The organism is Companilactobacillus sp. FL22-3, from assembly GCF_054881455.1.
In genome coordinates, this window is the sequence record NZ_JBTYYZ010000005.1 from 181,176 (window position 1) to 206,915 (window position 25,740).

23 protein-coding genes and 1 tRNA gene are annotated in these 25,740 nt (G+C 37.3%); 10 read left to right on the plus strand and 14 right to left on the minus strand.

All coding sequences use genetic code 11. The features are described 5' to 3' along the window. Positions 1-8 precede the first annotated feature (8 nt). The 3 genes from trxB to wecB all read right to left on the minus strand — a co-directional run bounded on the left by trxB (position 9) and on the right by wecB (position 4,008). Positions 9-1,202 carry a thioredoxin-disulfide reductase gene (gene trxB / locus ACYT32_RS06355; protein ID WP_395265216.1) on the minus strand — a complete coding sequence of 398 codons (1,194 nt, stop codon included), beginning with the start codon at positions 1,200-1,202 and terminating at the stop codon, positions 9-11. Beyond that, positions 1,199-2,683 (minus strand): hypothetical protein, encoded by a 1,485-nt coding sequence (locus ACYT32_RS06360; protein WP_395265217.1) that lies wholly within the window; start codon positions 2,681-2,683, stop codon positions 1,199-1,201. Before ACYT32_RS06360 ends, trxB begins: the two co-directional genes overlap by 4 nt. A gap of 182 nt (positions 2,684-2,865) precedes the next feature. Then, positions 2,866-4,008 (minus strand): non-hydrolyzing UDP-N-acetylglucosamine 2-epimerase, encoded by a 1,143-nt coding sequence (gene wecB, locus ACYT32_RS06365; RefSeq protein ID WP_395265219.1) that lies wholly within the window; start codon positions 4,006-4,008, stop codon positions 2,866-2,868. 395 nt (positions 4,009-4,403) lie between these two features. Here wecB and fba point away from each other — a divergent pair, with 395 nt between their 5' ends. Beyond that, positions 4,404-5,273, plus strand: a complete 870-nt coding sequence (gene fba, locus ACYT32_RS06370; RefSeq protein ID WP_395265220.1) for a class II fructose-1,6-bisphosphate aldolase — start codon at positions 4,404-4,406, stop codon at positions 5,271-5,273. 931 nt (positions 5,274-6,204) lie between these two features. Here the strand turns inward: fba and ACYT32_RS06375 are convergent. Next, positions 6,205-7,557, minus strand: coding sequence for an FAD-dependent oxidoreductase (locus ACYT32_RS06375; protein ID WP_395265221.1), 1,353 nt, complete (start codon positions 7,555-7,557; stop codon positions 6,205-6,207). A 201-nt stretch (positions 7,558-7,758) separates the two neighbouring features. Between ACYT32_RS06375 and ACYT32_RS06380 the strand changes: the two genes are divergently transcribed. Together ACYT32_RS06380 and ACYT32_RS06385 are read left to right on the plus strand one after the other, a co-directional pair. Continuing rightward, positions 7,759-8,193, plus strand: a complete 435-nt coding sequence (locus tag ACYT32_RS06380) for a GNAT family N-acetyltransferase (RefSeq protein WP_395265222.1) — start codon at positions 7,759-7,761, stop codon at positions 8,191-8,193. 56 nt (positions 8,194-8,249) lie between these two features. Beyond that, complete coding sequence (locus ACYT32_RS06385) at positions 8,250-8,930, plus strand: EAL domain-containing protein (protein ID WP_461793375.1); 681 nt, start codon at positions 8,250-8,252, stop codon at positions 8,928-8,930. Between the two features lie 92 nt (positions 8,931-9,022). On the opposite strand, the gene ACYT32_RS06390 is transcribed toward ACYT32_RS06385, so the two are convergent. Next, positions 9,023-10,381 carry an FAD-dependent oxidoreductase gene (locus ACYT32_RS06390; RefSeq protein WP_395265224.1) on the minus strand — a complete coding sequence of 453 codons (1,359 nt, stop codon included), beginning with the start codon at positions 10,379-10,381 and terminating at the stop codon, positions 9,023-9,025. 258 nt (positions 10,382-10,639) lie between these two features. Between ACYT32_RS06390 and ACYT32_RS06395 the strand changes: the two genes are divergently transcribed. Further along, positions 10,640-11,854 (plus strand): GGDEF domain-containing protein, encoded by a 1,215-nt coding sequence (locus tag ACYT32_RS06395; RefSeq protein ID WP_395265225.1) that lies wholly within the window; start codon positions 10,640-10,642, stop codon positions 11,852-11,854. A 301-nt stretch (positions 11,855-12,155) separates the two neighbouring features. On the opposite strand, the gene ACYT32_RS06400 is transcribed toward ACYT32_RS06395, so the two are convergent. The 4 genes from ACYT32_RS06400 to ACYT32_RS06415 all read right to left on the minus strand — a co-directional run bounded on the left by ACYT32_RS06400 (position 12,156) and on the right by ACYT32_RS06415 (position 15,851). After that, the gene (locus ACYT32_RS06400) at positions 12,156-12,809 is read right to left on the minus strand and encodes a YczE/YyaS/YitT family protein (protein WP_461793376.1); all 654 of its coding nucleotides are present in this window, start codon (positions 12,807-12,809) and stop codon (positions 12,156-12,158) included. Between the two features lie 213 nt (positions 12,810-13,022). Beyond that, the gene (locus tag ACYT32_RS06405; RefSeq protein WP_395265227.1) at positions 13,023-14,489 is read right to left on the minus strand and encodes a multicopper oxidase family protein; all 1,467 of its coding nucleotides are present in this window, start codon (positions 14,487-14,489) and stop codon (positions 13,023-13,025) included. A 274-nt stretch (positions 14,490-14,763) separates the two neighbouring features. Beyond that, positions 14,764-15,393: a DUF421 domain-containing protein gene (locus tag ACYT32_RS06410; RefSeq protein ID WP_395265228.1), complete on the minus strand. Its 630-nt coding sequence runs from the start codon at positions 15,391-15,393 to the stop codon at positions 14,764-14,766. Between the two features lie 8 nt (positions 15,394-15,401). After that, complete coding sequence (locus ACYT32_RS06415; protein ID WP_395265230.1) at positions 15,402-15,851, minus strand: DUF3290 family protein; 450 nt, start codon at positions 15,849-15,851, stop codon at positions 15,402-15,404. Positions 15,852-15,997: 146 nt separating this feature from the next. Here ACYT32_RS06415 and ACYT32_RS06420 point away from each other — a divergent pair, with 146 nt between their 5' ends. Beyond that, on the plus strand, positions 15,998-16,438 hold the full coding sequence (locus ACYT32_RS06420; RefSeq protein ID WP_461793377.1) for a hypothetical protein: 441 nt from the start codon (positions 15,998-16,000) through the stop codon (positions 16,436-16,438). Positions 16,439-16,484: 46 nt separating this feature from the next. Here ACYT32_RS06420 and ACYT32_RS06425 read toward each other — a convergent pair whose 3' ends face one another. Continuing rightward, on the minus strand, positions 16,485-16,625 hold the full coding sequence (locus ACYT32_RS06425; RefSeq protein ID WP_395265232.1) for a hypothetical protein: 141 nt from the start codon (positions 16,623-16,625) through the stop codon (positions 16,485-16,487). 202 nt (positions 16,626-16,827) lie between these two features. Here ACYT32_RS06425 and ACYT32_RS06430 point away from each other — a divergent pair, with 202 nt between their 5' ends. Beyond that, a complete protein-coding gene (locus ACYT32_RS06430; protein WP_395265233.1) occupies positions 16,828-18,537 on the plus strand; it encodes an SLAP domain-containing protein in 1,710 nt (569 codons plus the stop codon). Positions 18,538-18,588: 51 nt separating this feature from the next. Here ACYT32_RS06430 and ACYT32_RS06435 read toward each other — a convergent pair whose 3' ends face one another. Together ACYT32_RS06435 and ACYT32_RS06440 are read right to left on the minus strand one after the other, a co-directional pair. Beyond that, positions 18,589-19,092, minus strand: coding sequence for an acyl-CoA thioesterase (locus ACYT32_RS06435; RefSeq protein WP_395265234.1), 504 nt, complete (start codon positions 19,090-19,092; stop codon positions 18,589-18,591). 83 nt (positions 19,093-19,175) lie between these two features. After that, positions 19,176-19,249 (minus strand) — tRNA-Arg (locus ACYT32_RS06440). 356 nt (positions 19,250-19,605) lie between these two features. Here ACYT32_RS06440 and ACYT32_RS06445 point away from each other — a divergent pair. Next, positions 19,606-19,689, plus strand: coding sequence for a putative holin-like toxin (locus ACYT32_RS06445; protein ID WP_395265247.1), 84 nt, complete (start codon positions 19,606-19,608; stop codon positions 19,687-19,689). Between the two features lie 42 nt (positions 19,690-19,731). On the opposite strand, the gene ACYT32_RS06450 is transcribed toward ACYT32_RS06445, so the two are convergent. Both ACYT32_RS06450 and ACYT32_RS06455 read right to left on the minus strand, forming a co-directional pair. Next, a complete protein-coding gene (locus ACYT32_RS06450) occupies positions 19,732-20,961 on the minus strand; it encodes a DEAD/DEAH box helicase (RefSeq protein WP_395265235.1) in 1,230 nt (409 codons plus the stop codon). A gap of 1 nt (position 20,962) precedes the next feature. Continuing rightward, positions 20,963-21,958 carry a Gfo/Idh/MocA family protein gene (locus tag ACYT32_RS06455; RefSeq protein ID WP_395265236.1) on the minus strand — a complete coding sequence of 332 codons (996 nt, stop codon included), beginning with the start codon at positions 21,956-21,958 and terminating at the stop codon, positions 20,963-20,965. A 123-nt stretch (positions 21,959-22,081) separates the two neighbouring features. Between ACYT32_RS06455 and ACYT32_RS06460 the strand changes: the two genes are divergently transcribed. From ACYT32_RS06460 to ACYT32_RS06470, 3 genes are all read left to right on the plus strand, one after another. After that, positions 22,082-23,422 carry an APC family permease gene (locus tag ACYT32_RS06460; RefSeq protein ID WP_395265237.1) on the plus strand — a complete coding sequence of 447 codons (1,341 nt, stop codon included), beginning with the start codon at positions 22,082-22,084 and terminating at the stop codon, positions 23,420-23,422. Positions 23,423-23,490: 68 nt separating this feature from the next. Continuing rightward, complete coding sequence (locus ACYT32_RS06465) at positions 23,491-24,822, plus strand: PTS transporter subunit EIIC (protein ID WP_395265238.1); 1,332 nt, start codon at positions 23,491-23,493, stop codon at positions 24,820-24,822. Then, entirely contained in the window at positions 24,819-25,706 is an 888-nt protein-coding gene (locus ACYT32_RS06470; RefSeq protein ID WP_395265239.1) for an alpha/beta hydrolase, read from the plus strand. Before ACYT32_RS06465 ends, ACYT32_RS06470 begins: the two co-directional genes overlap by 4 nt. The last annotated feature ends 34 nt before the right edge of the window (positions 25,707-25,740 follow it).

Sequence of the window (25,740 nt, forward strand, 5' to 3'; positions counted from 1 at the left end):
TCTCACTCCTAATTGTTAACTAGATTTAATTCTGAAATATCATTGATAACTCTCTTCAATTGACCATTCTCATACAAAGCCGCTGCTACGGTTTTATTCAATCCCAAGCGACTGAACAAGAGACTCTGGCGGGAAATATCTTGCTTATAAACTTTATAACCGCTTAACTCTTGTTCAAATTCTCTTGCCAAGTCGATATCTTGAGATTCATAAGGATTGTAAAAGACAAAAGCTATTTTGGAATCATTGCCATTCAACAGACTATCGATTTGTTGCTTTTCACTTAAATACCTCTGTGCAGCAACTACCGCTTGAGCACCATCGCCACAAGCAGTAATGACTTGCTTCAAGAAATTATTAGTGCAGTCCCCAATTGCGTATAAACCAGGGACACTGGTCTCTTTTTTATCGTTGACTTTGATATAACCATGTTCATCACAATCGACTAATTCTTTTACCATTTCCGTTTGTGGGGTCATTCCAATGAAGAAAAATACACCACTGGTAGGATGTTTGGTTAATTCACCTGTATTAACATTTTTAATCGTGACACTCTCAACTTTGTCTGTCCCCTCAATGGCATTCAAGGTTGAGTCCCAGATAAAATCAACTTTGGGATTATTCTTGATGTTCTTAGCTGCAACTTCATTACAATCTAAAACTCCCGGATCGTGCAAAACAACGATGTGAACTTTACTAGCGAAACGGGCTAAATATTCCGACTCTTCAATCGCCTGGTCACCAGCCCCAACGACGTAGATCTCTTGATTTTTGAAGAATTCGGCGTCACAAGTGGCACAATAGGAAACTCCTTGACCAACAAATTCTTTTTCACCCGGAATATTCAACTCTCGTGGCACTGTCCCCAAATCTAAGATGACTGACTTCGCTTGAAAATCGCCTCGACGTTTGGTTGAAACCACAAATCCCTCATCATTTGGAACAATTTTTGTCACGGTCGTCCGCTTCAAGGATACTGTCTCGTTAGCTTGGGCATGTTCTTTGAATTCCTCCATCAAGTGTTGCCCTGAATCAAGCTTGGTTCCTGGATAATTCTTCACTTCGGCCGTTTCAGTAATGCGGCCACCATAGCCACTTTTTTCGATCAATAAAGTTTTCATTTCGGCGCGCCCAGCGTAAATGGCTGAGGTTAAACCACCTGGACCGCCACCTACGATCACGACGTCATATGTTTCATTCATACGCCCACCTCCTCGAGCTTAACTTTGTTTGAGTGTTTTTGTTTATCTTGTAAAACCCAGAAGAAACAAACTAAGGTCAATAACAAGCAATAATAACTTGATGCAAAAATTTCAAATGGATTGATAGATATATTTTTAAAACCGGTTACATTCATCTGATTGATCAAGGTAATAGCTCCCATGACAAAGGCACTGTTTATCGGAACTATCGCGGTAATATTCGTTGCCATCCCTGTAAGCAAATAGGACCGTTTATTTGGGGAAATACCTGAACTCTGACCAATCTTATCGGCCACATCACCAAAGAGCAAAATTGCTGGCAAAACGCAGCCGGACAATAAGATATTGATCACTCCAATGCTCAAGATCAAAACCATTTCGGCACCAACTTGTGTTTGAATCGCCTTTTTGCTTAAAATCCAATCACATAACATATCCAAACAGCCTGATTTAACGGCTACTGCAATCATGCCAAATAGTAGGATCGATGAAATAATAATATCGGCCATACTATAAGTACCCTCGAGCAAGATCCCACTCAAAGCTTGATTCTTACCAACTGCCAAGATGTCGTTCATCTGAAAATTACCGCTGATCACTCCCAAAAATAAACCGATGACTGTGGCATAGGATAGGCCTAAGAACAGATCTTGCTTGATAAAGCTAATGATCAATAAGATAGCAATCGGTATCAACATCAGCAGTCCTAATCCATTAGCGCTCTGCTTAACTTGTAACAATTGCTGGGCATCAACTGCCGCTCCATTAGAACCAAAGAAATAAAATAGCACTGCACTGATAAGAGCAATACCTACTAGGTAAGGACTACGTTGCTTCATGACCGCCTGTAAGTTGGCTGGTTGATGAGTTTTTCGATCGTGTTGCGTATCAAGCGTTGTATTAATTACTTGAGAACTTGGCGACATTGCATCACCAAAAAATACACCGCTCAAAATTGCTCCCACGAGTACTGAAGCCTTTGCTCCCAACATTATCCCCGGAGGATAAAAGATTGGTACTACGGCAAAGACAGCCGCAATTGGTGCTCCTGTCCCCATCGAAATAATCGTTGAAGCTAAAAAGGTGAAAACAACAAAAGCCCCACCGGTAATATTCAACTTTGTACTCAACCAAACAAAGCCGCTGCCGACATCACCAACTGTCAGTAACTTGGTAAAGATTCCGATCAAGATAAATGTAAAAATTAACTTTGAATTTCCAAATTGTGCCAGGCCGCCAATGACTACTTTCCAATATTTAGACTTTTCTTTCACAAGGAAGAATGCGAGAAACAAGCCAATAATTGATGCTACAACTAAGCCTTTCATCGAGTAGACATGATAAAAAATTGCTAAACCTGCACTGATGATAATGTAGACAATGATTGGTATCATGCCCATTTGCTTACCACCATAAAATTCTATTTCGTATTTATGTTCACCATCCTTCTTTTCAATCACCTTGCCAATACCTCTTTTCATTTAAGATCATCGACTTAGTTTTTGTTATCTTCTTCACAATTTAATTTAGCAGATAATCAAAAAAATTAATGTTGCCTTTCTAACATTCTTCCCAAAAAAGTTAAAAATTGAACAAAAAAATCCAGCAGGTCAACCATTATTGCTGGTCAACTCCACTGGAATTTTTTGTTCAAGCAGATATTTTATTCAAATTCATAAGGACGGTCAGTTGTTTGTTTAAAGTAATAACTCAATGAATCGAGGATACGATCTGAGGCCTTACCATCACCATAAGGATTCTTAGCATTAGCCATGCGGTCATATTCAGCTTTGTCAGTAATCAAACGAGTCATTTCTTTTTCAACTACCGCTGCATCAGTTCCCACTAATTTCAAAGTTCCGGCACTAACACCTTCTGGACGTTCAGTAGTATCACGTAAAACTAACACGGGCTTACCGAGTGAAGGAGCCTCTTCTTGGACGCCGCCAGAATCAGTCATGATGAAGTAACTTCTAGAAGCTAAGTTATGAAAATCAACAACATCAAGTGGTTCGATCAAGTGAACTCGTTTTACGTCTCCTAAAATGTCTTTAGCAGTCTGTTGAACAACTGGATTCAAGTGAACTGGATAAACTAATTCAATATCATCATGCTTTTCAACGACTTTTTTCATGGCCCGAAAGACTTGTCGCATTGGTTCGCCTTGATTCTCACGCCGATGCATTGTAATCAAGATCATCTTTTTATTAGGATCGATCACATCTAAGACGTCGTGATGATAGTCCTTATGCACGGTACTTCTCAAAGCATCGATGGCCGTATTTCCAGTCACAAAGATATGTTCTTCGTTGTGGTTTTCTTTTAACAAGTTAGCCTTACTTTCGGTTGTTGGTGCAAAGTAAATATCGGTCAAATCATCTGTCATTTGACGATTCATTTCTTCAGGCCATGGTGAATACTTGTTCCAAGTTCTTAGACCAGCTTCAACGTGTCCAATAGCAGTTTGATGATAGAAAGCTGACAAAGCAGCACTAAAGGTCGTAGTTGTATCACCGTGAACTAAGACAATATCAGGCTGTTCTTTTTCAATGATATTGTCTAATTCTTTCAAAACTAAGCCAGTGATCCCACTAAGAGTCTGGCGTTCTTTCATGATATTCAAGTCGTAGTCAGGCTTGATCTTGAAAATTTCCAAAACAGAGTCCAGCATTTCACGATGTTGGGCTGTAACAACCGTCACGGTTTCAAAGCGGTCACTATTTTGCTTTAATTTCAAAACTAATGGTGCCATTTTAATAGCTTCTGGTCTGGTTCCAAAAACTGTCATAACTTTAATTTTCTTCAAAATATCACCTCAATAAATTAATTCCAGTATATCAAAGTTAACTCATTTAATATAGGTAGTAACGCTTTCTAATATCTTATGAAAAAAAAGGTATAATAAAATTATTATGATAAATCTAACAATTCTAGTAATCTTAAGTATCTTGACGACTTTAGTCGCCTTTTTTGCCGTTATGGCAGTCTATAATACTGCGATAAAATCTACCTTTAAAAAATATTGGTGGTATATTCTTATCGTCTTAATAATTTTCTACTTAATTGCCTTTTATCTATATTTTCATTTTCGATAAAGCGTTTACTGAAATAGTTTTGCTAAAAGTTGTATTAATTTTTGCTCGTTTGAGTTAGAATTACTAATGTATTCAAATTATGAATGAAATTTTTGGAGGATTATCGATGGTTTTAACAAACGGTAACGAAATTTTCAACAACGCTCGTAAGGGCAAATATGCTGTTGGTGCTTTTAACATCAACGACTTGGAATGGACTCGCGGTATTTTAGCTGCAGCTCAAGAAACAAATACACCTATCTTGGTTCAAACATCAATGGGTGCTGCTAAGTACATGGGTGGTTACGAATTATGTCTACACCTTGTACAAGACACAATCAAATCAATGGGTATTACAGTTCCAGTTGTAATGCACTTGGATCATGGTAACTATGAAGCTGCCAAAGAATGTATCGAAGTTGGTTACAACTCAGTTATGTTCGATGGTCATGACCTACCATTTGACGAAAACCTTGAAAAGACAAAGGAAATCGTTAAATTAGCTCACGCTAAGGGCATGTCTGTTGAAGCTGAAGTTGGTTCAATCGGTGGTACAGAAGATGGTATTACTGGTCTTGGTGAATTAGCTGATGTTGAAGAAGCTAAGACACTTGCTGCTACAGGCGTTGACTACCTTGCTGTTGGTATTGGTAACATCCACGGTGTTTACCCTGACAACTGGAAAGGTTTGAGCTTTGACCGTCTACAAGAATTAGCTGCTGAAATCTCAACACCACTTGTACTTCACGGTGGTTCAGGTATCCCTAAGGAACAAATCGTTAAGGCTATCTCAATGGGTATTTCAAAGGTTAACGTTAATACTGAATTGCAATTAGCATTTGCTAAAGCAACTCGTGAATATATCGAAGCTGGCCATGACCAAGATATCGATGCTAAGGGTTACGATCCTCGTAAGTTACTTGCACCTGGTACAAAGGCTATTACAGAAACAACAAAGGAACGTATCGAATGGTTCGGTACACCTTCAATCAAATAATTATTTTTGATTCAAAAAAGCAGAGACTTTTGTCCCTGCTTTTTTTATTTGGTCTTTTTAAGATTCTCCCATGTCAAATCTAAGTGGTCGACAACTACTGGTAAAAAAAGTTCAGTATTATTTATGTCACCATATAAGGACTCCTTTTCATTCCGCAAAAAAAAGACGTCGATTCCAAATAGCTACCCCCCCGATAAATTTCATAAAAGGTATCTATCTTAAATAGACGTCTTCAATTTATATTAATTGCATTTCCACGCAAGCGCTCTCACTTTGACAAACTCATGATATAATAATTGATTTGCAATGACAAGCAATACACTTAGAATTATTTCGATTGTGAAATATCATAAAATAAATAATTAGAATGTATACTCTTTTACCTGTGTCTATGTCAAGCTAGATGCGTTATTGGTCTAGTAATTTTAAGAAAGCTTTATATTGTGAAATCGACCGGAACTTGCTATAATGTGGTTGTACCAAATTAAGAAAGCGCTATCACAGAGAAAGGAGGGGCTTTTATAGCAACTTTGTTAACAACTAGGATGAGTTATCAAAGCCTATCTGCCTCCCATGTAGAAAAAAAACACACGTATTTCTGTGGCTAGATGCTTATTCTAGATTACTTAAGTTGATTTACAATTCCCCGTTGTAATGGTGATAGAGGAAAAACTCATTTCTTAAATTTGCCCAATAAGAGAACCATAATGATCTCCCTATAATCATTGAAAACCCCATTATTCAATGTTTAATTATTAATTTCTTACCTCTATCCTATCAACTTTTAAAAAAACAGTTAGGTTCCCCGCCTAGCTGTTTTTTTGTGAACTACTTTCCTAGAAAAAAGCTGAATAATAAAAAAAGACCTAATTCAAAATATGAATTAGATCCCATTTCTAAATACTCAAGAGCAGACCCCTGTCACTCTCTTCTAAACTTCTTGTTGATCGTCTTCTTTAGCAATTGCTAATTGAGCCACCAAATTCAAATAATTGAATGGATTATCATAATTTGGCTGGAACAGCATATCAACAAACGCCAAGTCGTCGATCGTATTTTCATTTTGAATACAGATAGAAATAGCGTTCGCCGATTGAGCCACTTCATGCTTACTGAATAACTGAGCTCCTAAAACTTTACGCGTATCTTTATCATAAATTAAATAGATCGTTAACATTTCCGTGGTTGGCATATATGCTGGACGGTAATTGTCGTGGTATACAACACAGTCAGCATTCATCCCATTAGCTAGGGCTTTTCGTAAGGTCAAACCGGTTTCTGCTAAAGTATAGCCAAAGATCTCCATAGCTGTGGTAGCTTGTGTACCCATATATTTACGAATATCGCCAAAAATATTAATTCCTGCTAGAGTACCCTGACGAACGGCTGTCGATGCCAAAGGGATATATTTCAATTCTCCGGTGGGATTAAATTTGACCACACAAGAATCTCCGGCAGCATAAATATCAGGGTCAGAAGTTTGCATATAATCGTTAATAATAATAGCGCCATAGCCGTCCATTTGTACTTGACCCCGTAGTAGATCAGTATTGGCAAAGAAGCCTGTGCAGACGATTACCAAATCAGCTTTATAAGCATGACCAGCTTTAGTCTTAATGGTCAATTGCTCGCCATCTTCAATTTCAGCAACTCGTTCACCCAAATGAACCTTTACATCATGCTCTTTTAATTTATCGATGATTGTTTCTGATAACTCATCATCAACATAATTATTCAAGATCTGATTGCGTGATTGAATCAAAGTTACATCATGAACGGTATTAGCGTAACTTTCAGCCAATTCAACACCAACATAACCAGCACCAACGATGGCAATGCTAGGATAGTTCAAAGCTGTTTCATAGATTTTCTTGGCTTGGGCGTAACTCTTGCACAAAAGAACTCGCGGATTGTCCATACCCCCAATTGGAGGAATTCCAACTTCTGAACCAGTAGTCATGATCAACTTGTCATAAGTATCCTCAAAAATTCGATCTGTTTCCAAATCTTGAACGAAGATCTTTTTATTTTTTGAATCAATTTTTAAAACGTTGTGTTTCATATGAACCTTAGCGCCAAATCCTTCAAGGGTGGTAGGATCTGCGTAGAACATATCTTCAAGGTGATTGACGATTCTTCCTAAATACAAAGCGATTCCACATGATAAAAAGGCAATATTATCATCACGTTCGTAAACTGTTACATCAGTTTCGGGATGCTTCTTTAGTATTTGTTCTACAGCAGCCGTTCCAGCATGTGTACATCCGACAACAACGACTTTCAATGGTCGGTTCCTCCTCTATCGTACAAAAATTCTTTTGACTTATTCTTTAAAGCATAACACAACACATACATTAATTATATCAATCTATTTTTTATTTCAATTTTGAAATCCTAAAAAAATTAATATCGAGAATTGAAGTATTTTAAATCATTATTTGTAATATAATTAACTTGTATTTACATTTTTTGGGGTGAAACAATTATGGAAGAAATCAAGCAATCAGCCGATACCAATTCAGGCGTATATCACGATAGCGTCGCCATTCGGAAAGAGGTTTTCGTAGAGGAACAAAATGTCCCTCAAGACTTAGAGATCGATAATTTGGAAGATAAATGTACCTATTTTAATATTTATCTTGAAGATCAACCTGTTGCCACAGCCCGCTTTTTCCCAACTGCCGATCATGGCATCCATATCCAACGAGTAGCAGTCCGTTCAAAATATCGACAAAGAAATCTTGGTTCCAAGCTGATCCAGGCCATTCTTACCTTTGCAAAAGAAAAAGGCTACTCTTATGCAATTTTAGGTGCCCAAGATCACGCCCAAGATTTTTATAAAAAACTCGGCTTTCAAGTGATTGGTGATCAATACGTTGAAGCCGGGATCAAGCATCATGACATGAAACTAAACTTGTAGTATGATAACGCTTAGTGTAAAAGTGCTTACAAGTGATGTTATAGAGGAGTTTGAACATGTATAGATTTTTTATTCAGCCCCAAATAGATAAAATTAATAATTCCCTAATCGGATACGAATTACTATTAAAACAAAAAACTGATGATGGTTGGCGTCCACCAGCAAATTTTTCGGACGTGTCATCGCACACTTTGGCTTCCGTTTTGATCTCTACCACCAAACTGTTGTCACTTAAAATCGGTTCTGTTTCAGTGAACATCAATCGTAATCAATTAATGGAAAAAGAAGTTCGTGACGCTATTATTGAAGCTCAAAGTATCCTCAGACCATTACGGGTGGTCGTGGAATTGACTGAAGATGTCCCCAATAAACCATGGTCAAATTCTGAATTGATCCCACTGATTCAAGAGTTTATCAACTATGGTATGGACTTCAGTCTCGATGACTGTGGGACTGGTGTCAATCAACTAGAACAGATCACTGAATTAGTTCCTTTGGCCTCAGAAATCAAATTTGCTATCCAAAACTTTGGCGAAAAACTCCGTGACTCTGAAATTGAACAAAAAGTTGTTTTTTGGCGTAATTTTAGCCAACAACATAAACTCCGCTTCATTTTAGAAGGTATCGAAGATGAACAAGACGATTCTTTGGCAGACTCCCTAAAAATCGATTTGCGACAAGGATACTTTTACGGCAAACCTCACCTTTTAAAACTAGAGAATGATAATTTTGACTGAGAAAGCCTAACTTAATTGGCTAATGATTAACAAAACAAAGACCCCTTGGTTCCACATCGGAATCAAGGGGTCCTTTATTTTAATCTATAAATTTAAGATTGTTCTTTTTCCTTACGCTCTTTAGCAACGGCCATTTGCGCTACAATGTTCAAATAATTGAAAGGATTGTCGTAATTTGGTTGGAAGAGCATATCCATAAAAGCCAATTGCTCGATAGTATTCTGATTTTGAATGCAGACCGAGATGGTATTAGCCGATTGAGCCACTTCGTGCTTACTGAATAATTGTGCTCCCAAAATCAAGTGATTGTCTTTGTTATAGATCAATTTCAACGTCAACATATCGGTAGTAGGCATATAGGCAGGACGATAATTATCATGGTAAGTAACACTGTCAGCATTAATTCCGTGAGCCAAGGCATTCTTTAACGTCAAGCCCGTGGAAGCAACCGTATAACCAAACAATTCCATCGCTGAAGTGGCCTGCGTACCCATGTATTTTTGAGTATTGCCAAAAACATTGACCCCAGCTAAGGCACCTTGTCTAATAGCGTTAGTGGCCAAGGGAATATAAGTAGGCTTACCTGTAGGATTAAAGTTGACTGTACAAGCATCTCCAGCCGCATAAATATCTGGATCAGAAGTCTGGGTATACTCGTTGATAACGATTGCCCCATGACGATCCATTTTTACTTGACCACGCAATAATTCGGTATTAGCAATAAACCCCGTGCAGACGATCACTAGGTCGGCATGATGCTGTCCTTGATTAGTTTCAATCAGAACTTGATCATTATCATCTCTGGTAAAACCTGTTACACGCTCATTTAAGAAAACTTTCACGTCATGTTCTTTCAAGAGTGTAACCACATTTTCAGCCATGTCGATATCTAAGTAATTATTTAAAAGCTGGTCACGTGATTGAATCAAAGTCACTTCATGCTCTGTATTGGCGTAACTTTCCGCTAGTTCAACCCCGATATATCCAGCCCCTACAATCGTAATATTGCGGTGATTCTTAGCCGTTTCATATATTGCTTGAGCTTGTGCATAACTCTTACACATCAAAATTTTCGTATCAGAAATACCAGTGATCGGTGGAACTGCCACCATTGACCCTGTTGTCATGATCAATTTATCATAAGTATCATTAATAATTTTGTGTGTCGTTAAATCTTCACACATAATACGCTTATTTTTAGCATCAGTTTTCAGCACATCATGTTTCATATAAACTTTTGCACCCAATTGCTCAAGGTCAGCAGGACTCGAGTAAAACATATCTTCAAGATGTTTTACCCTATTGCCTAAGTATAAGGCGATTCCACAGGACAAAAACGAAATATTGTCATCACGTTCATAAACTGTAACTTCTGCCTCTGGATGGTTCTCTAAAATTTGTTCAACTGCTGCTGTACCAGCATGTGTACATCCAACAACGATTACTTTCAAAGTGTATACCCCATAATCAATAATTTATTCAATATATATTTTGATTTTTTGACAACAATTTGTAAAAAAATTGCCACATATAAATAGTATAACCCTATATTTTTATAAGTGAACTAGCGTATAGTTATTAGGTACAAAAAAAAGACATCTTAGATATATATCATATATTTAAGATTTCAGTTATAATGTCGTAGTGTATATTATTTTGTAGATATCAAATTAATCTAAAACTTAAAAGAATATAATTGAGGGATTGTTTTGCCAGATAGCCTTATACCAAGAATTTTCAACAACTATCTAAACATCAACGCAGTTATTATAACTTTAGTTACGATAGGCTTGATTACGATCATCACCATCTTTGCCTATTCGTTTGAGAGATTAATCAACAAGTCGTCGCCGCTTTATAAGAAGTTCTTCACGCATCTACTCGAAGGATTAATCTTAGGTGGTAGCATGATCATCTTAGAAAAGATTTTCTTTATTTTAAACCAAGGTTCCATCAATAACGGTTGGTTATATGCCAATGCCCAACTGACGATCTTGCTTTATTGCATGTACTTGATTAGAAATAAAATCACCTTGTTGATTAACTTATTAACTCCGTTGCTATATTACCAATCAATGATTTTTAAACGCCTTGCCAGCAAAAATCTGAGTACTTTCATCATTTCTTATTTGATCTTGTGTGTGATCATCATTTTTATTTATCAAAAAACTGACCAATTACAAAAAAATGAATGGTATTACTTAGGGATGCAGACTCTTTTTGGGCTAAGTTGGTGGATCTTATTGTGGTCCGACCATAACTTCCCCATCTATGAAGTTTTCAGCATGTTAGTGGTGTTCTTGATCTACATGTCAATAATTCGGTTCTGCGCCCGTAAATTACAAGATACGATGCTCCATTACAACGACTTACAAACTCAGGTCAACTATGATGAACTGACTGGCGTAAGAAACCGGGCCAACCTTGATAAGACGGCTAAAGAAATCTATCAAGCCTATTCGCATCAAAATGTGCCTTTATCAATTGCTATGTTTGATATTGACCACTTTAAAAGTTTCAACGACATCTATGGACATTCAGTCGGTGATGAAGTTTTGAAACATGTGGCCCATACGATTGAACGGGAAATGTTTTTGACCGATACTCAAGGAGAACTCTTCCGCTTCGGTGGCGAAGAATTCATCATCATTTTCCGGGGCAAAAAGACTGAGGATTGTTTACCGATCATCGGTGACTTGCGTAATGCCATGATTAAAACCCCTTTGATCATCAACGGTCAAAAGCTCTCGGTTTCGATCTCCTTTGGCTTATCGGCCCTAACAGATACCGACAAAAATTTCGGTGACCTTTTCAACCGAGTCGATCAATATTTATACGCGTCCAAAAACTCCGGTCGCAATCGCTTGACTGTTGAAGGAAAGACGGTCAGTTTTGATCATTTGAATCAGCTAAAAAGCCTGTGATTAATAGGTAATAATAAAAAAGGCAGTTGAAACTTCCCAAGCTGGAATGTCTCAACTGCCTTTTTGTATTCGTTTAATTGTTTTTATAAAATGATTTCTGGTAGATATTTTATTCAAAAAAAATAGTGAGAAATTAATCTCACCGTCGGGAAGGAATCAGTTGTTTTTAAATCTGGTAGTCCCTACTTGCAATAGTAACCCATGTGGTAATTAATCGCAAGAGTATAAACGTGTAATTTTAACTCTTTTTTTGATAATTTTTTTAATATTAACAATCTCTTAAATGAATTGTTACCGTATCTTAAAATGAGTAATGATGCTTTAAACTTGGTAACACAATCTTATCAGATATACCGATAATGATACCCTGGCAAAACATTGCCAAAATAGTTCCTACACCAACGGATAATATTTTACCGGTCAGTACAAAACAGATGAGCATAATAATAACCGGCGGCGTATAACTGAATAATTGCCCCCAACCAGCCGAACCATGTAAATATTTAAAGCGTAAAAGATACGCTAATTCATCATTCGGATGTTGAATCAAATTACAGCGTTGGTAGATTGAAGTTCCGACTGAAACGCCAAACAGTCCCAAAACATCGACTAATAACCGTAAAGTAATTGGTAATTGATTTAATCTCAATGGATCCATAATGAATGAGAAGAAGCCCACTAAATAGCTGAATGGTAATGAAAATAACAAATTAGATATGAAAATATGGCCATCAAATTTTCTCAATAGAAATTGATTGACTATCGTCACGATCACAGCGTAAATAAATAATGTCGTCCCATATGACGAATGCAGCAACTTAGAAATATTGACTGCCGAAGCGGTCCAAACGGCGCTCCCCATATTACTGTTGATCATCAAAGCGTTGGCGAAGGCATCCAAAACAATTGCAAACATCAAATAACCTAAGCGAATTTTAAATTTCACATCTTTCAAGTTATGACTCCCTTTTGTTAAAAAAGCTCTTGTTTGCATTATGACACACTTTTCCATACTAATGATCTTTCAATTTCCTACTTTCTTAAGACGATAATTGTTTCGGACTTTTTTTTGTTGAAATGTTGGGTCGCAGTTGAAGAAAACGAAAAAAAGGGATTGCACTTAACCGACCGTCAGTACAATCCCCTGTTAATATTAATTTTTAAGCAACTACTTATTCGTTGGATGTTGCATCTCGTCCATACTGATCAAATGATACTTGTGTTCATGGTTTGGATCATAGGCTTCAATCTGTGCCATCATCCCGGTATCTTCATGTTCAAGGATATGGCAGTGATACATATAAACGCCAAATTTAGTGAATTGAACGGCAATTCTAACAGTCTCGCCAGCATTGACGCCAACCGTATCTTTCCAGCCATGTTCATTAGGATATGGAGCTTTTCCATTACGGCTTAAAACAAGGAATTGGCAACCATGCATATGGAATGGATGAATCATACCACCCATTGGATCATTAGTGTTAACTACATCCCAAAGGACGGTATCGCCAATCTTTTGTTTACGATCGATTCTTTGCATGTCAAAGAGTTTTCCATCCAGTCTGACCTGATCATCCATCCCTGACATGACAGTTCTTGTAACAGGCAATCCTGGCGTTACTTTTGGTGCATCAATAGTCGTTAAGTGCTCTGGCAATTCTACATCTTCACGGACGTATTCACCGATCTTAAACTTCATGATAGGAATATCATCGGTCATCAATGTAACCACATCTCCAGGCTTCTTATCACCGAAATCAACGATCACCTCAGCACGTTCAGCACAAGTCAACATCAACTTCGTAAATTTAACTGGTTCTGGCATTGTGCCGCCATCTGAAGCAATTTGAGTGAATTCATGGTTATCATCAAAATGTAGTCTCCACTCACGACGATTTGAACCGTTCAAGATTCTAAGACGAACCCTTTGAGTTGTTACATCAAAGACACCATTAACAGTTCCATTAACTAAAGCATATTTACCCAAACTACCATCCATATCATAATCGGCTTTATAGTCAAGTTGATTGTCATGATAAGATCGGTCTTGCAAAATAATCGGAATATCGTCAACACCATAGTTTCTAGGGAATGGAAGTTTAGCTTCCTCATCGTCTGTTACCACGACAGCTGCTGCTAGACCATTCCAAACCTGGCGAGCGGTATTTGGACATGGATGTGGATGCAACCAATCAGTTTGAGCTGGTTGATCCAAAGTAAAATCAATATCACGACTGCCACCAGGATAAACTGGAGCATGTGGTCCACCATCAACAATTGGTCCAGTGACATTTAAACCATGCCAGTGGAATGTTGTAACCTCGTCTAGTTTGTTAACTAGGTGCACATGATAATGAACGCCTTGTTTTAAGACAATTGTTGTTCCTAGCAATGAGGCGTTATAACCCCAAGTCTTAGTTTTAGCACCAGGCAAAATCTGAGTTTCACCAACTTGTGCTGTAATCGTGTAATAGACGTCATTGCCGTCAACCTTATCAGGCTTCAAGGCTGCCGGAATATTCAATGGCTTTTCGGGAACTTCGGGATGCTTTTCTAGTGGAACATACCCACCATCATGTAAATCAAATACTGGTTCATCGAAAAAGTAATCATTGTAAACTTGTGAATCTGACATTTATAATCGCCACCCTATTTATTAGTTTTTGATCGAAACGTGCAAATACAATTTACTAAAGCCTCTATAAACATACCAATACCCATCATGTACATCGCAATCATGTTTTTATCTGCGAAGACAAAATATAATAAAATTGCATAAAAAATTAGCATGAAGACAGAGAACGCCTTAGATCCACTTACCATGTTATCACCACCAAAATTTAGATACGATTCTATTTTAATACAGTTTACCAAACTTTAAAAATTAAGTTTGGAATCCCTAAGATATTTTAGTATTCATAAATTATTAATTGATTATCAATATAATTGGCCAGATAAACTTCGGCTACATCCAAATTACGTTTTTGTAGTTCAGCTTCTAACCATTCGACATCCTTATGAATATTAGCTAACTCGTCGTGGTCGATTTTGCCATCCAAAATGATTGGATACTTGATACTGGTCTCATCACGCATGATCAAAGTCAATTGACCATTACGCTCGAATACACCTCTTTTAACTTTTCTGACATCCATCACGCCAGCTTGACGTAATTTAAACGACAGATCATTCGCCGACAGACCGTTCTTTAAAGCTAAATTAACATCGATCTTGCCATTTTTAATAATCAATTGTGGTGTACCCTCAATCACCTTCTTAAAGAAATTATTGTGATTCGTTAAAAATTTAGCGACAAACACTACCATTGTCCAAATCAATAGTACTAAAGCAAATTGAAGGATGGTGATACTTGAATTGTAGATCATCCCTCCGACGATTCCACCTAAAACATAGTTTTGAAGTTGGTCGATGGCACTGGTTGGCGCTATATTGCCTCTCCCAAACAAATTGATCTGTAAAACCATGAATAGGAAACCAATAATAAATTTTAAAGTTAAATCTCCGTAAGAGAGAACCATTCTTCCACCTACTTCTCAATCAAATTAATTTTTTGTGAACTAATAATATTTGCTTTCGTCAAAGTGTAGCTACTCTGATTATTGTCAAAACTGATTCGATAAATATCTTTACCCGCCTTGATCAACATTCCTTCGGTCAGACTAGAACTGTTGGAGTAAAGCTTTTTAGCTTTCACTTTTTTATCTTTAGCAACTGATTGCATCAATTCCAAAGTCTGATTCGTCTTGTTGTTGATGTCGAGCTGTTGTTCATAATTATTGTAGTTAATACCTATGAACAAGATTATTCCAAATGCAAAAATTATTAATAGATCACGATATTTGTTGTCCGAGCGATTTTTAAAATATAAAAATCCGGTGATAAAAATGGCTACCGCCAAAATAATGATCCCGATAATAAATAGAAAGTTGGGTTCATTATTATGTTCAACTAAATATTGATACGAATAAAAATTCATTAACATCCCTCTCATCTATTTTTATACGATCAGTATAGCAAAAAAGCGCTCTCAGTAGCGCATCAACCTAGCATTTATCAGAGTTATCTTTGCTTGCGCAATCATTTAATATGTTTCATAATACATAGATATTAAATTTAAAGGGGGTGATCACTATCAACGACAATTCAAATCTTTGTACTTGGCTGAATATGAAGCATTTTGAAAATGATATTCAGACCAAACTAGAAAAAGCCCTCATCAAATATGATTTTTCACCAGTTGAGTTCAGTTTCTTGCACTATCTCTACGATCAATATGATTCCAAAGCTAGTCTGCTAAAAATTAAAGATTCACTGAAACTCAGTTCAGCAGCAGTTTCACGTCTGGCAGTCCGTTTGGAAAATAAACCTAGTCGGCCAATCATTCGTTATCACAGTGATGACAATCAAAAAGAAGTCTGCTTGAAAATGACATCCTCGGGGATCAAGCATTTTAAAGAAGCCTTAGTCGTGGCTGAAGAGGTTTTGAACGAGTCCTTTACTAGTAAAGACTTCTCTCAATTACGAGAAATGATCTTAACTACTGATATTCAATCTAAAAAATAGTCTCAATTTCTGATTTTTGGTCAGAAATTGAGACTATTTTTAATCTTTAAAAACCAATTCTAATAAGAGCCAAAGCCAGGCTAAAAGACTGATGATCAACTTGGACGTTCTTCTGCAAATTAGGAATAATCACGCCATTTTGAAAAGAACTCTTCAACGAGATCAATCGACCAACGTGATATACCATATCGTCTCCGCCCCAAATATGACATTTATAATTAAAATTCTAACATGTCTAGTTTTTAATTTCCTTTTTACATAAGGCATTTTTCGAAATACATTCCGTATGTAAAAAAAATTACGAATTTATTAATTAGACGACAGATATTGTCGTCCTACTTTAGTATTATTTTCCTTGTAAAACATCTATATTAAGGGGGACTTTTTATATGAAAAAATATTACGGACCAATCTTTTTGGGAATAATCGCACTAACACTTGCTGCACCAGTTGCTCAAACTACAACTGTTTTGGCTACTGATAACGGAACAGAGACGGGGACAACTACAGATCCAGATAATGAAATGGAGGAGTATAGTGGGACTGTTTATTATAATTCACCATATGCATCTGGCGAAGTCTTAACTACAGTGGTAACAAAAGAACTTCCAGCAAATCTAGAAAAAGGCACAATAATATCCTTCCCTGCTCCATTTATACAAGGATATTATGGTAAAGTAACAGCAAAAGTTGGTGATGACCATGCTCTTATCACTGATGAATCTGCTCCAGTAACGTATAAAGATACAAATTCAGGTGTTGCAGACGTACATACTAACCTTACTGGTGAAAATAGTGTCAAGAAAATAAATGTAAATGACTTAAGAATTGGCGTATCTACACCAGTAGAAATTCCGACAATCGATGGATACTATACGACTGACAAAAAAATCAATATAACTGCAGATGAATATGGTAATTTTAATTGTGAAAACCCAATTAACTACATTCAAAAAGATGATAATACAGTTACAGCTAAAGCAACCATTAATACTAATATCAATGAAAAAGATGGTAAAGATGGTCAAATAGTCTTAACTGACAAGGAATTTACTGGACAAATTGGCAGCGATATCTTAGTTGACGTTCCAAATGTTGAAGGATATTACACTAATCAAAAACAAGTAATGGCTCATATCAATGAAGATAAAACTATTACCGCCACAAATAAAGTCACTTACATGCCAAGAGATTCAAATACAGTCGATGGATCCATAACTTTGAATTTAAGAGTCTCGGGAAAAACATTTGAATCAAGGACGATTAATTTAACTGGGGCAAAAAATACAACTATTAAAGATCTTGATGCACCAGTATTAACAGGATATCCTTATGTTTCCCCACAGAAATTTTCTGTAACAATATCCAAAGATGGCAAATTCACCCCAAGTACTACGGATTTTGTCTATTATCAACATACTGACACTTTAAGTGTTGATGTTCCTAAGACAAAAGAATACCCTGACGGTAAATATACTTTCAAATACGAATATAATAATGTTGAAGGTGCACAAGTACTTCCGTCAATCCCTGGATATTATGCGACTAATGAAAATGGCGAAAAACAGGATTTAGTAATCATCAAAGTTAAAGATGGTAAAGCTATCGTCGGTAAAATAGTTTGGCATAAAATTAATAACAATAATAATTCTAGTTCGACTACAAAACCAACAACTAAACCAGAAACAAAACCTGAACACACAAAAACAATCAACGCTCACCATGCTACTTTCTATGCTCTACCAAACACCATCACAAGTCTTTACAGTGAAGATGGTCAAATCTTAAAGAACCGTGCCTTAGGTGGTAACAGTTCTTGGATAGCTGACAAGTTGATGACCTTAGACGGCGTCAATTATCTACGTGTTGCTACTGACGAATGGGTTAAACAAAACGATGGCTTGGAAGTAACTCCTCTCAGCCACAATGTTTACACTAAAAATGAAGCACGCCTTTACACTGCCAGTGGAAACCTTGTTCAAGACCGGGCTCTGGCCAAAAATACTGCTTGGGTAACTGATAAATCAGCTACAATCAATGGTCAAACTATGTATCGTGTTGCTACAAACGAATGGGTTCGTGCTGCCGATCTTAAATAACGTTTAGAAAATAGAAAACTCCGAATTCATTAAATTGAATTCAGAGTTTTTTTATTGCCAGGGAAATTGCAAACTAATATTCTTATTAAATTTTTCTTGTTCCATCAACTTTTCTAATCGTTCATCTTGACGTTTGTGGTACCCGCTGCAAACATATTCAGCTTCATCAGTATCGGGTACAATAGCCGGCAAAACAACATTCTTATCCGTTACAACGAAGGTAGAAAAGCAAGTCAAACCGAGAAATCTCTTGCCAGTCTTGAGATGTTCACCAATGATTTTCGTAAAAACTTCAATCGAACGACTGCCAACACCGGATACGTATGATTCAGTACACATCGAATCTTGCAGTCCAAAAGGTAAGATGAAATTAACTTGATCGACCGAAGCAGTAACCGTCTCAATTCGCGCCACACGAGAAGCAGAAATTGATGAATTATCATCGATCGTCATTAAAGTCTTACCTCCAAAGACGGTATTGTGTTCATTCAAATCTGAAGAAAAAACGCGATGATTACTGATCGACAAGGTCTGACTACATTTTAATTTTTCCATACACTTACCTCACTTTAATTTAAAAAATAAGTCATAATCAATGACTGATTACGACTTACTAATTTAATTTATCACTAGATTAATGATCCCTCCCGGAATCGAACCGGGGACCTACTGCTTAGGAGGCAGTTGCTCTATCCAACTGGGCCAAGGGACCAAGTGTCTTTTGGAATTTCACAAACTCAATTTTATGATCGTCGGTGTGCCAAATGTGTGCCAAAGTTCAAAAAAGTCGTTTTGATAAATCCAAATATTGAGAACCATCGTTATAAATAACTAATTGTCCTCTTAGAAAATTATATCCTACATACGTAATTATTCAACTTCATAATTTCATCAACTAAACTTTAGTCATCTACCATGATGCTGGTTTTTACATAAAAGTTCTTTGAACTAAATGGATATTAATGGGTAATTGCAACGTAGGAAGTTAAGACGGTGACTAGCCAAACATATGCGAAGTGATGCCTATGAATCGAATTGAGAAATATGCATGGCCCCGAAAAGGGCAGTATGAGCGTATACCAAGCATTATTATTAATGATTTCATTTGCGATATTGGTTGTGATAATTCTTAAATTCAATCGAAAAAAATAACCGTTATTAAACTTCAGCAGGTTTAACGGTTATTTTTGAATTTTAATCTTGTTTTTTATGAAAATTGCGTCTACCCTTGTTCTTTTGGTCTCGCAAACGTTTCTTAGGTTTGTTATTACCCTTAGAATTATTTTTTGTATCGTTATGACGCTTATTTTGTTTAAAAACTGGCTTTTTAGAGAGCTTACCTTCATTATCGACATACGCTTTGGTTATCTCTACATCAACCAAATCTTGTAAATTACGCATATCATGGCTATTACCAAATGTAATTACATTACCGCTTTTGCCCATTCTACCAGTCCGACCAGCACGATGGACATATTCACTGTCATCACGAGGAATCATGTAGTTGACAATCATATTGATATCGTCAATATCCATCCCTCTGGCTGCGACATCCGTCGTTAACAATAAGTTGACCTTCTTGCTAGAAAAAAGCTGTAACGCCGTTTTACGCTGCTGTGATGACATCTTACTATCTAAAGCTACGAAGTTAGTCTTATCATGATTCATATCACTGATAGTTTTGTGTAACGACCGAGAATTGTTGAAAAAGACAATTCCTAAAAATTTCTTGTTATGAGCTAATTCACGCAAAATTGCATTCTTAATGAACTCATTATTAGCTTCGACAAAATAATGCTCGATTCCAGCTGTATAACTGGTGTCATGTCGTTGATCGATCACTAAAAAGTCTTGTCCAAACCACTTATGCATATCTTGAAAAATGTCATTACCCGTAGCTGAAAAGAAAGTCATCTGGACATCTGCTGGCATTTGCGAAATTGTTTGGCGAACAGAATCGAGTTTTGACTCATTCAACATTTCATCAGCTTCATCCACAATCACCGTACTCAAATTGCCTAATTTAACTTTTCGAGTTTCAACCAATTCATTCAATCGGCCCAAAGTTGCTACGATAATTTCCGGTTTCTCTTTAAGTTTCTTCAATTGGCGGGTTGGATTAGCACCACCTGTTAAAGCCTGAACTTTGCAATCAACCAACTTAGCAAGGGGTTGAATAACATCTCGCACTTGCATAGCTAATTCTTGTGATGGTTCCAAAATCAACACTTGTAAGCCGTCTTTTGGTACCAATGTTTCGATCATTGGCATGACAAAGGCTAATGTTTTTCCAGAACCAGTTGGGGCCATGGCAACTAAATCTTTTCCCTCTTTGAAGGGCATATAAACAGCTTCTTGAATCTTGGTCAACTGTTCAAATTGATTTTGTTTAAAATAGTCCTGATATAAGTTTGGTATTTCCAATTTATTTTTCCTCATCTGCATCAAAAACAAGTCCGGCACTTGTTCTTGCTTGCTCTAATATCCGATTTACGATTCTAGCGTATTGTAACAGTTTATCATAGGTAGCTTGATCATTTTCGGTTATTATTCTGGCAAATTCGGTTGCTTCTGAATCCATTGGATTAGCACTCTTATTCGCTGGAATATCAGTGATGTTCTTATTGTCATCTGCCCAATCCAAATGACTGATGTCACCGCCATTATCTAACAAGAGTGTATCTCTGCCAAAATAAATTTCTGAAGACATATAAGAGTTCTTCGTCTTACCGATAATAATATTGACGTCAAATTCTGGATATTTGAGTGTCAAGGCACCACTGCCATCAATTCCTGAGTCAAGAAATTCAGCTTCATACTCTACTTTCTCAGGTTGACCAAATAATACTACTGCGTCATAAACTGTATAGACTCCCAAGTCATATAAAGCACCACCAGAGAATTTGGTCGTGAAAATATTAGGGTTTTTACCCTCTTTATAGGCGTCATAACGGCTCGAATACTTCATATAAGATAAAGTGGCTCCGGTCAATTCACTACGATGCTTTTCAACGATAGTCTCAATCTTCTTAAAAATTGGTTCATGAATATGTCTTGCCGCCTCAAATAAGTAGACACCCTTTTCGTGAGCCAAATTGTCGAGGATCGTAAATTCCTTGATTGTCGAGGTACTTGGTTTCTCAACAATGACATTTTTGCCGTGTTCAATCGCTAGTTTAGCTTGTTGAAAATGCAAAGCATTGGGTGAAGCGATATAGACCGTGTCAAAATCAGCCTTGAAGAATTTTTCAAGATCAGTACTGATCGTAATATCTTTCTTATTCAAGTCAGCGATAAAGCTTGCAGCTTTGGCTTCTGTTCTCGAATACACATTCGTTAAAGTAAATGTTTTTGTCTCGTCTGTTGCTTTTACAAATTGTTCTGTGATCCAGTTTGTTCCGATAATTCCTAAACTAATCATAAAATCACCTCTGATTTTTATTTTACTTATATGTAAGCGTAATTACCAACAAAAAAATACTCGAAATTGACCATTATGGTATATAATTTTATTTTATACCAATGAGGGGAGTATTTTTGCCTTATGAACGATGAAACAAATAACAATAGCCTAAAAAGAGAGCTTGGTTTCTTACCAGCACTCTCAACTGTAATGGGTCTAGTAATTGGTGGCGGGGTCTTTTTCAAGATCTCAAGTGTTACTGCCGCAACTGGTTCAGCAAGTTTAACAATCCTCGTTTGGCTGTTAGCAGGTTTTATTACTATCAATGCTGGTTTATCGGTAGCGGAATTAGCTGCCGCTTTGCCAATCGCAGGTGGTATCTACAAATATATTGAATACATTTATGGTAAAGTTCCGGCCTTCTTACTAGCTTGGGCCCAATCGGTAATTTATTATCCGGCGGGTATTTCAGCGTTATCAATTATTTTTTCCACGCAAGTTTTAAATTTGTGCAATCTCGATAAAAGTTGGCTCTTGCCAATTGCGATTGCTTTAGCAGTTTTCTTGTATGTTGTAAATCTTTTTGGAGCCCGAGTCGGTGGAGCAATCCAGACGGTCGCTTTGATTGCCAAATTGATTCCCATTGTTTTGATTATCGTGGTTGGCCTATTTACACCAACAGGTAATCAAGTTTCTCTTTTCCCAGTCACGGCTGGTACTCACTCGAGTTTCTGGTCATCCCTGGGCGGAGGCCTCTTAGCCACAATGTTTGCCTTTGACGGTTGGATGAATGTCGGTAATTTAGCTGGAGAAATGAAAAAACCGGAGAAAGATCTATCAAAATCAATCATCGTGGGTCTCTTTTTCATCACTTTGATCTACGTTTCAATCAGTTTTGTCTTTATCAAAGCCTTACCTTTCCACCTGATTCCTGGTAATCAAAATGCCGCATCCGAAGCCGCAATTCGTATCTTTGGTGACATTGGTGGCAAGATCGTTACGATTGGTATCTTGATCTCTGTTTTTGGTTCTGTCAATGGTTATACAATGACTGGACCACGTGTCAGCTTTGTCTTAGGAAATGACGATGAATTAATTTTCTCCAAGTTCTTCGCTAAATTGACTAAAAAGAGTCGCGTACCAGCTAATGCCGGTCTAGTGCAAACAATTATCGCAATCATTATGATCTTCATGGGAAGTTTTGATTATCTGACTGACATGTTGGTCTTCGTTATGTGGATTTTTTCAATGATGATGTTTATTGGAATCTTTATTTTAAGAAAAAAAGAACCTGAACTAGAACGTCCTTACAAAATCAATTTCTACCCGATTCCCCCAATTATTTCTCTTCTAGGTGGTGCCTATATTATTATTTCAACCATTATGCGTCAACCAGGATTAGCAATGATGGGAATTGGAATCACCTTACTGGGATTACCAGTTTATTATATCCATTACTTCTATAAAAAAAGGTCGCTTTGATGGCGGCTTTTTTTGTTGGAGGTTATAATTTTCACTAAGAGTATTTGTAATGGATTGTAGGTGTTTTCATGAAAGTTCAATTCAAAAATAAGTTTGAGGCTACCCTCATTCACTGGACTTTAAAAGTCCAAAAATGGTTAGTTTATCGGATAATTCAACGCACCTTGTTACTTATTTTTCCCTTTGCCTTATTTGGAAGTTTTATCAAGCTAGTTCAGACCGTCATTATTGAAAAAGAGGGCTTTTTGACTGATGTCTTTCCTTCACCTGAAAGCGAGGTCGTCTATCGTTGGATCGATAATATCGCTAGTGGCCTCTACACGATGTCTTTGGGTTGGGTATCTGTCATCGCCATCTTTGGTGCCGCGAAGTATACCGCCAAACACTTTCACCGTGACGATCAACTGGCTGGTATTACCGGTATCAGTGCTCTGTTGATTATGGATTATACTTATTCAAAGGCTCAGCCTTTCAGCTTCCATCCAACCATGTTAGGGATGCGCGGACTCCTTTTTGCCATACTTTCAGGTATGTTGATCGGCTGGATCTTTAAAATCTCCAGTCGTCCGGCACCGACTAAAGATAATAAACCTCATCCTACCAGCGTGATTGAACGAACTTTTATCTCCTTGAAACCAATCATCATTACGCTAATTTTAGCAATCACTTTCAGTATGTTGATCAATGTGACTTACTACTCTTCATTAACCGAAAATTTAGCCAATACCTTATTTGCCAATTATTCATCTAGTAACAACTGGGATCAGCTAGGCAAAGCTTTCATCTTCGCAGTCTACACCTTAGTCATGTCTTTCTTTGGCTGGTCAGGGATGTATTCGGCACTGGGAACTGAAAAAATGGACGTATTCTCAACGGTTAATTTGAATTATGCTTTACAGCACCACACCGCTTGGAACGCCCCCAATCCTTTTACTAGTTCAACCCTTTATCATGCCTTTGCTACTTATGGCGGTACCGGTTCAATTTTAGGCTTGATCATCGCCATTTTGATTATTTCTAAGGATAGGGACTTTCAAACCGTTGCCCGTTGGGCAATGATACCAAGTATCTTTAATATTGGTAGCGGCGTTATGACTGGTATTCCCGTTTTATTCAATGTCATTTTCCTAATTCCTTTTGTCTTAGCTCCTCTAGCTAACATGCTGATGGCAGCCGTTGCAATAGCGTTACACTTGATGCCGCCAAGCGTTTATCCGGTACCTGTGGGGACACCTGGACCATTGATTGCCTTTATTGGAACCAACGGTAGCTGGCAGGCCTTAGGCTTCTCAATCCTGGCAGTTGTCATTTCGACTATGATTTACATACCTTTTGTCAAAATGGCCGCTAAGGTTAAAATATTGGATAATTTGGGCATTGAGGACGGTGATGTGCAATGAAGTTTCACATCCGTCATGCCAGTAAGAACCGCAACTTGCACTATTTAATTTTTCTAGTGCTGATTTTAATTATTTTAGGAGTGCCATCTTATCTTTGGACTAAAAGCAACGTAACGACTTTAGCCGGGCGCTATAACTCTCCAATGTCACCCATCATCATGATCCCCGGTAGCAGTGCCAGTGCTAATCGCTTCGACGGTTTAGTTGACACGATCAATAAACGGTATAACGAACGTCACAGTTTATTAAAAATGACTGTTCACACTGATGGAAAGATCACTTCTACTGGTACGATCAGATCAAACGACGCCCGTCCGATCATTGTCGTTGGCTTTGAGAATAATAATGATGGCTATGCAAATATCAAGAAACAAGCTGCCTGGTTCGACTTGGCTTTTAACCAACTGAAAGAACGTTATCGTTTCAATAATTTCAATGCTTTCGGACACTCGAATGGTGGTTTGATTTGGACTTATTTCTTCGAGCACTACTTTGACGATTCAACAATCACGGTCAACCATATGATGACTGTAGGTACGCCTTATAATTTTGAAGAGAACAATACCTCCAATCGCACCCAGATGCTGAATGATCTGGTCAAGGATCGTAGTAAAATTCCCAGCAATCTATCGTATTATTCCGTGGCGGGAACGCAACTCTATACCGATGATGGAATCGTTCCTTTAGGCAGTGTCGATGCTGGCAAGTATGTCTTCGAAGGTCAGATCAAACACTATACGCTGATTACTTTAACTGGGGACAAAGCTCAACACTCGGATATGATCGACAATAATCAATTCATTGAAATCTTTCATCAATACTTGATTGGCAATGGACTTAACAATTCTGGAAATACTCGTCCTCCGAAAAAGGTTTCTAAATAAACAAAAGACTTCTGATTCTAAACACAGAATCAGG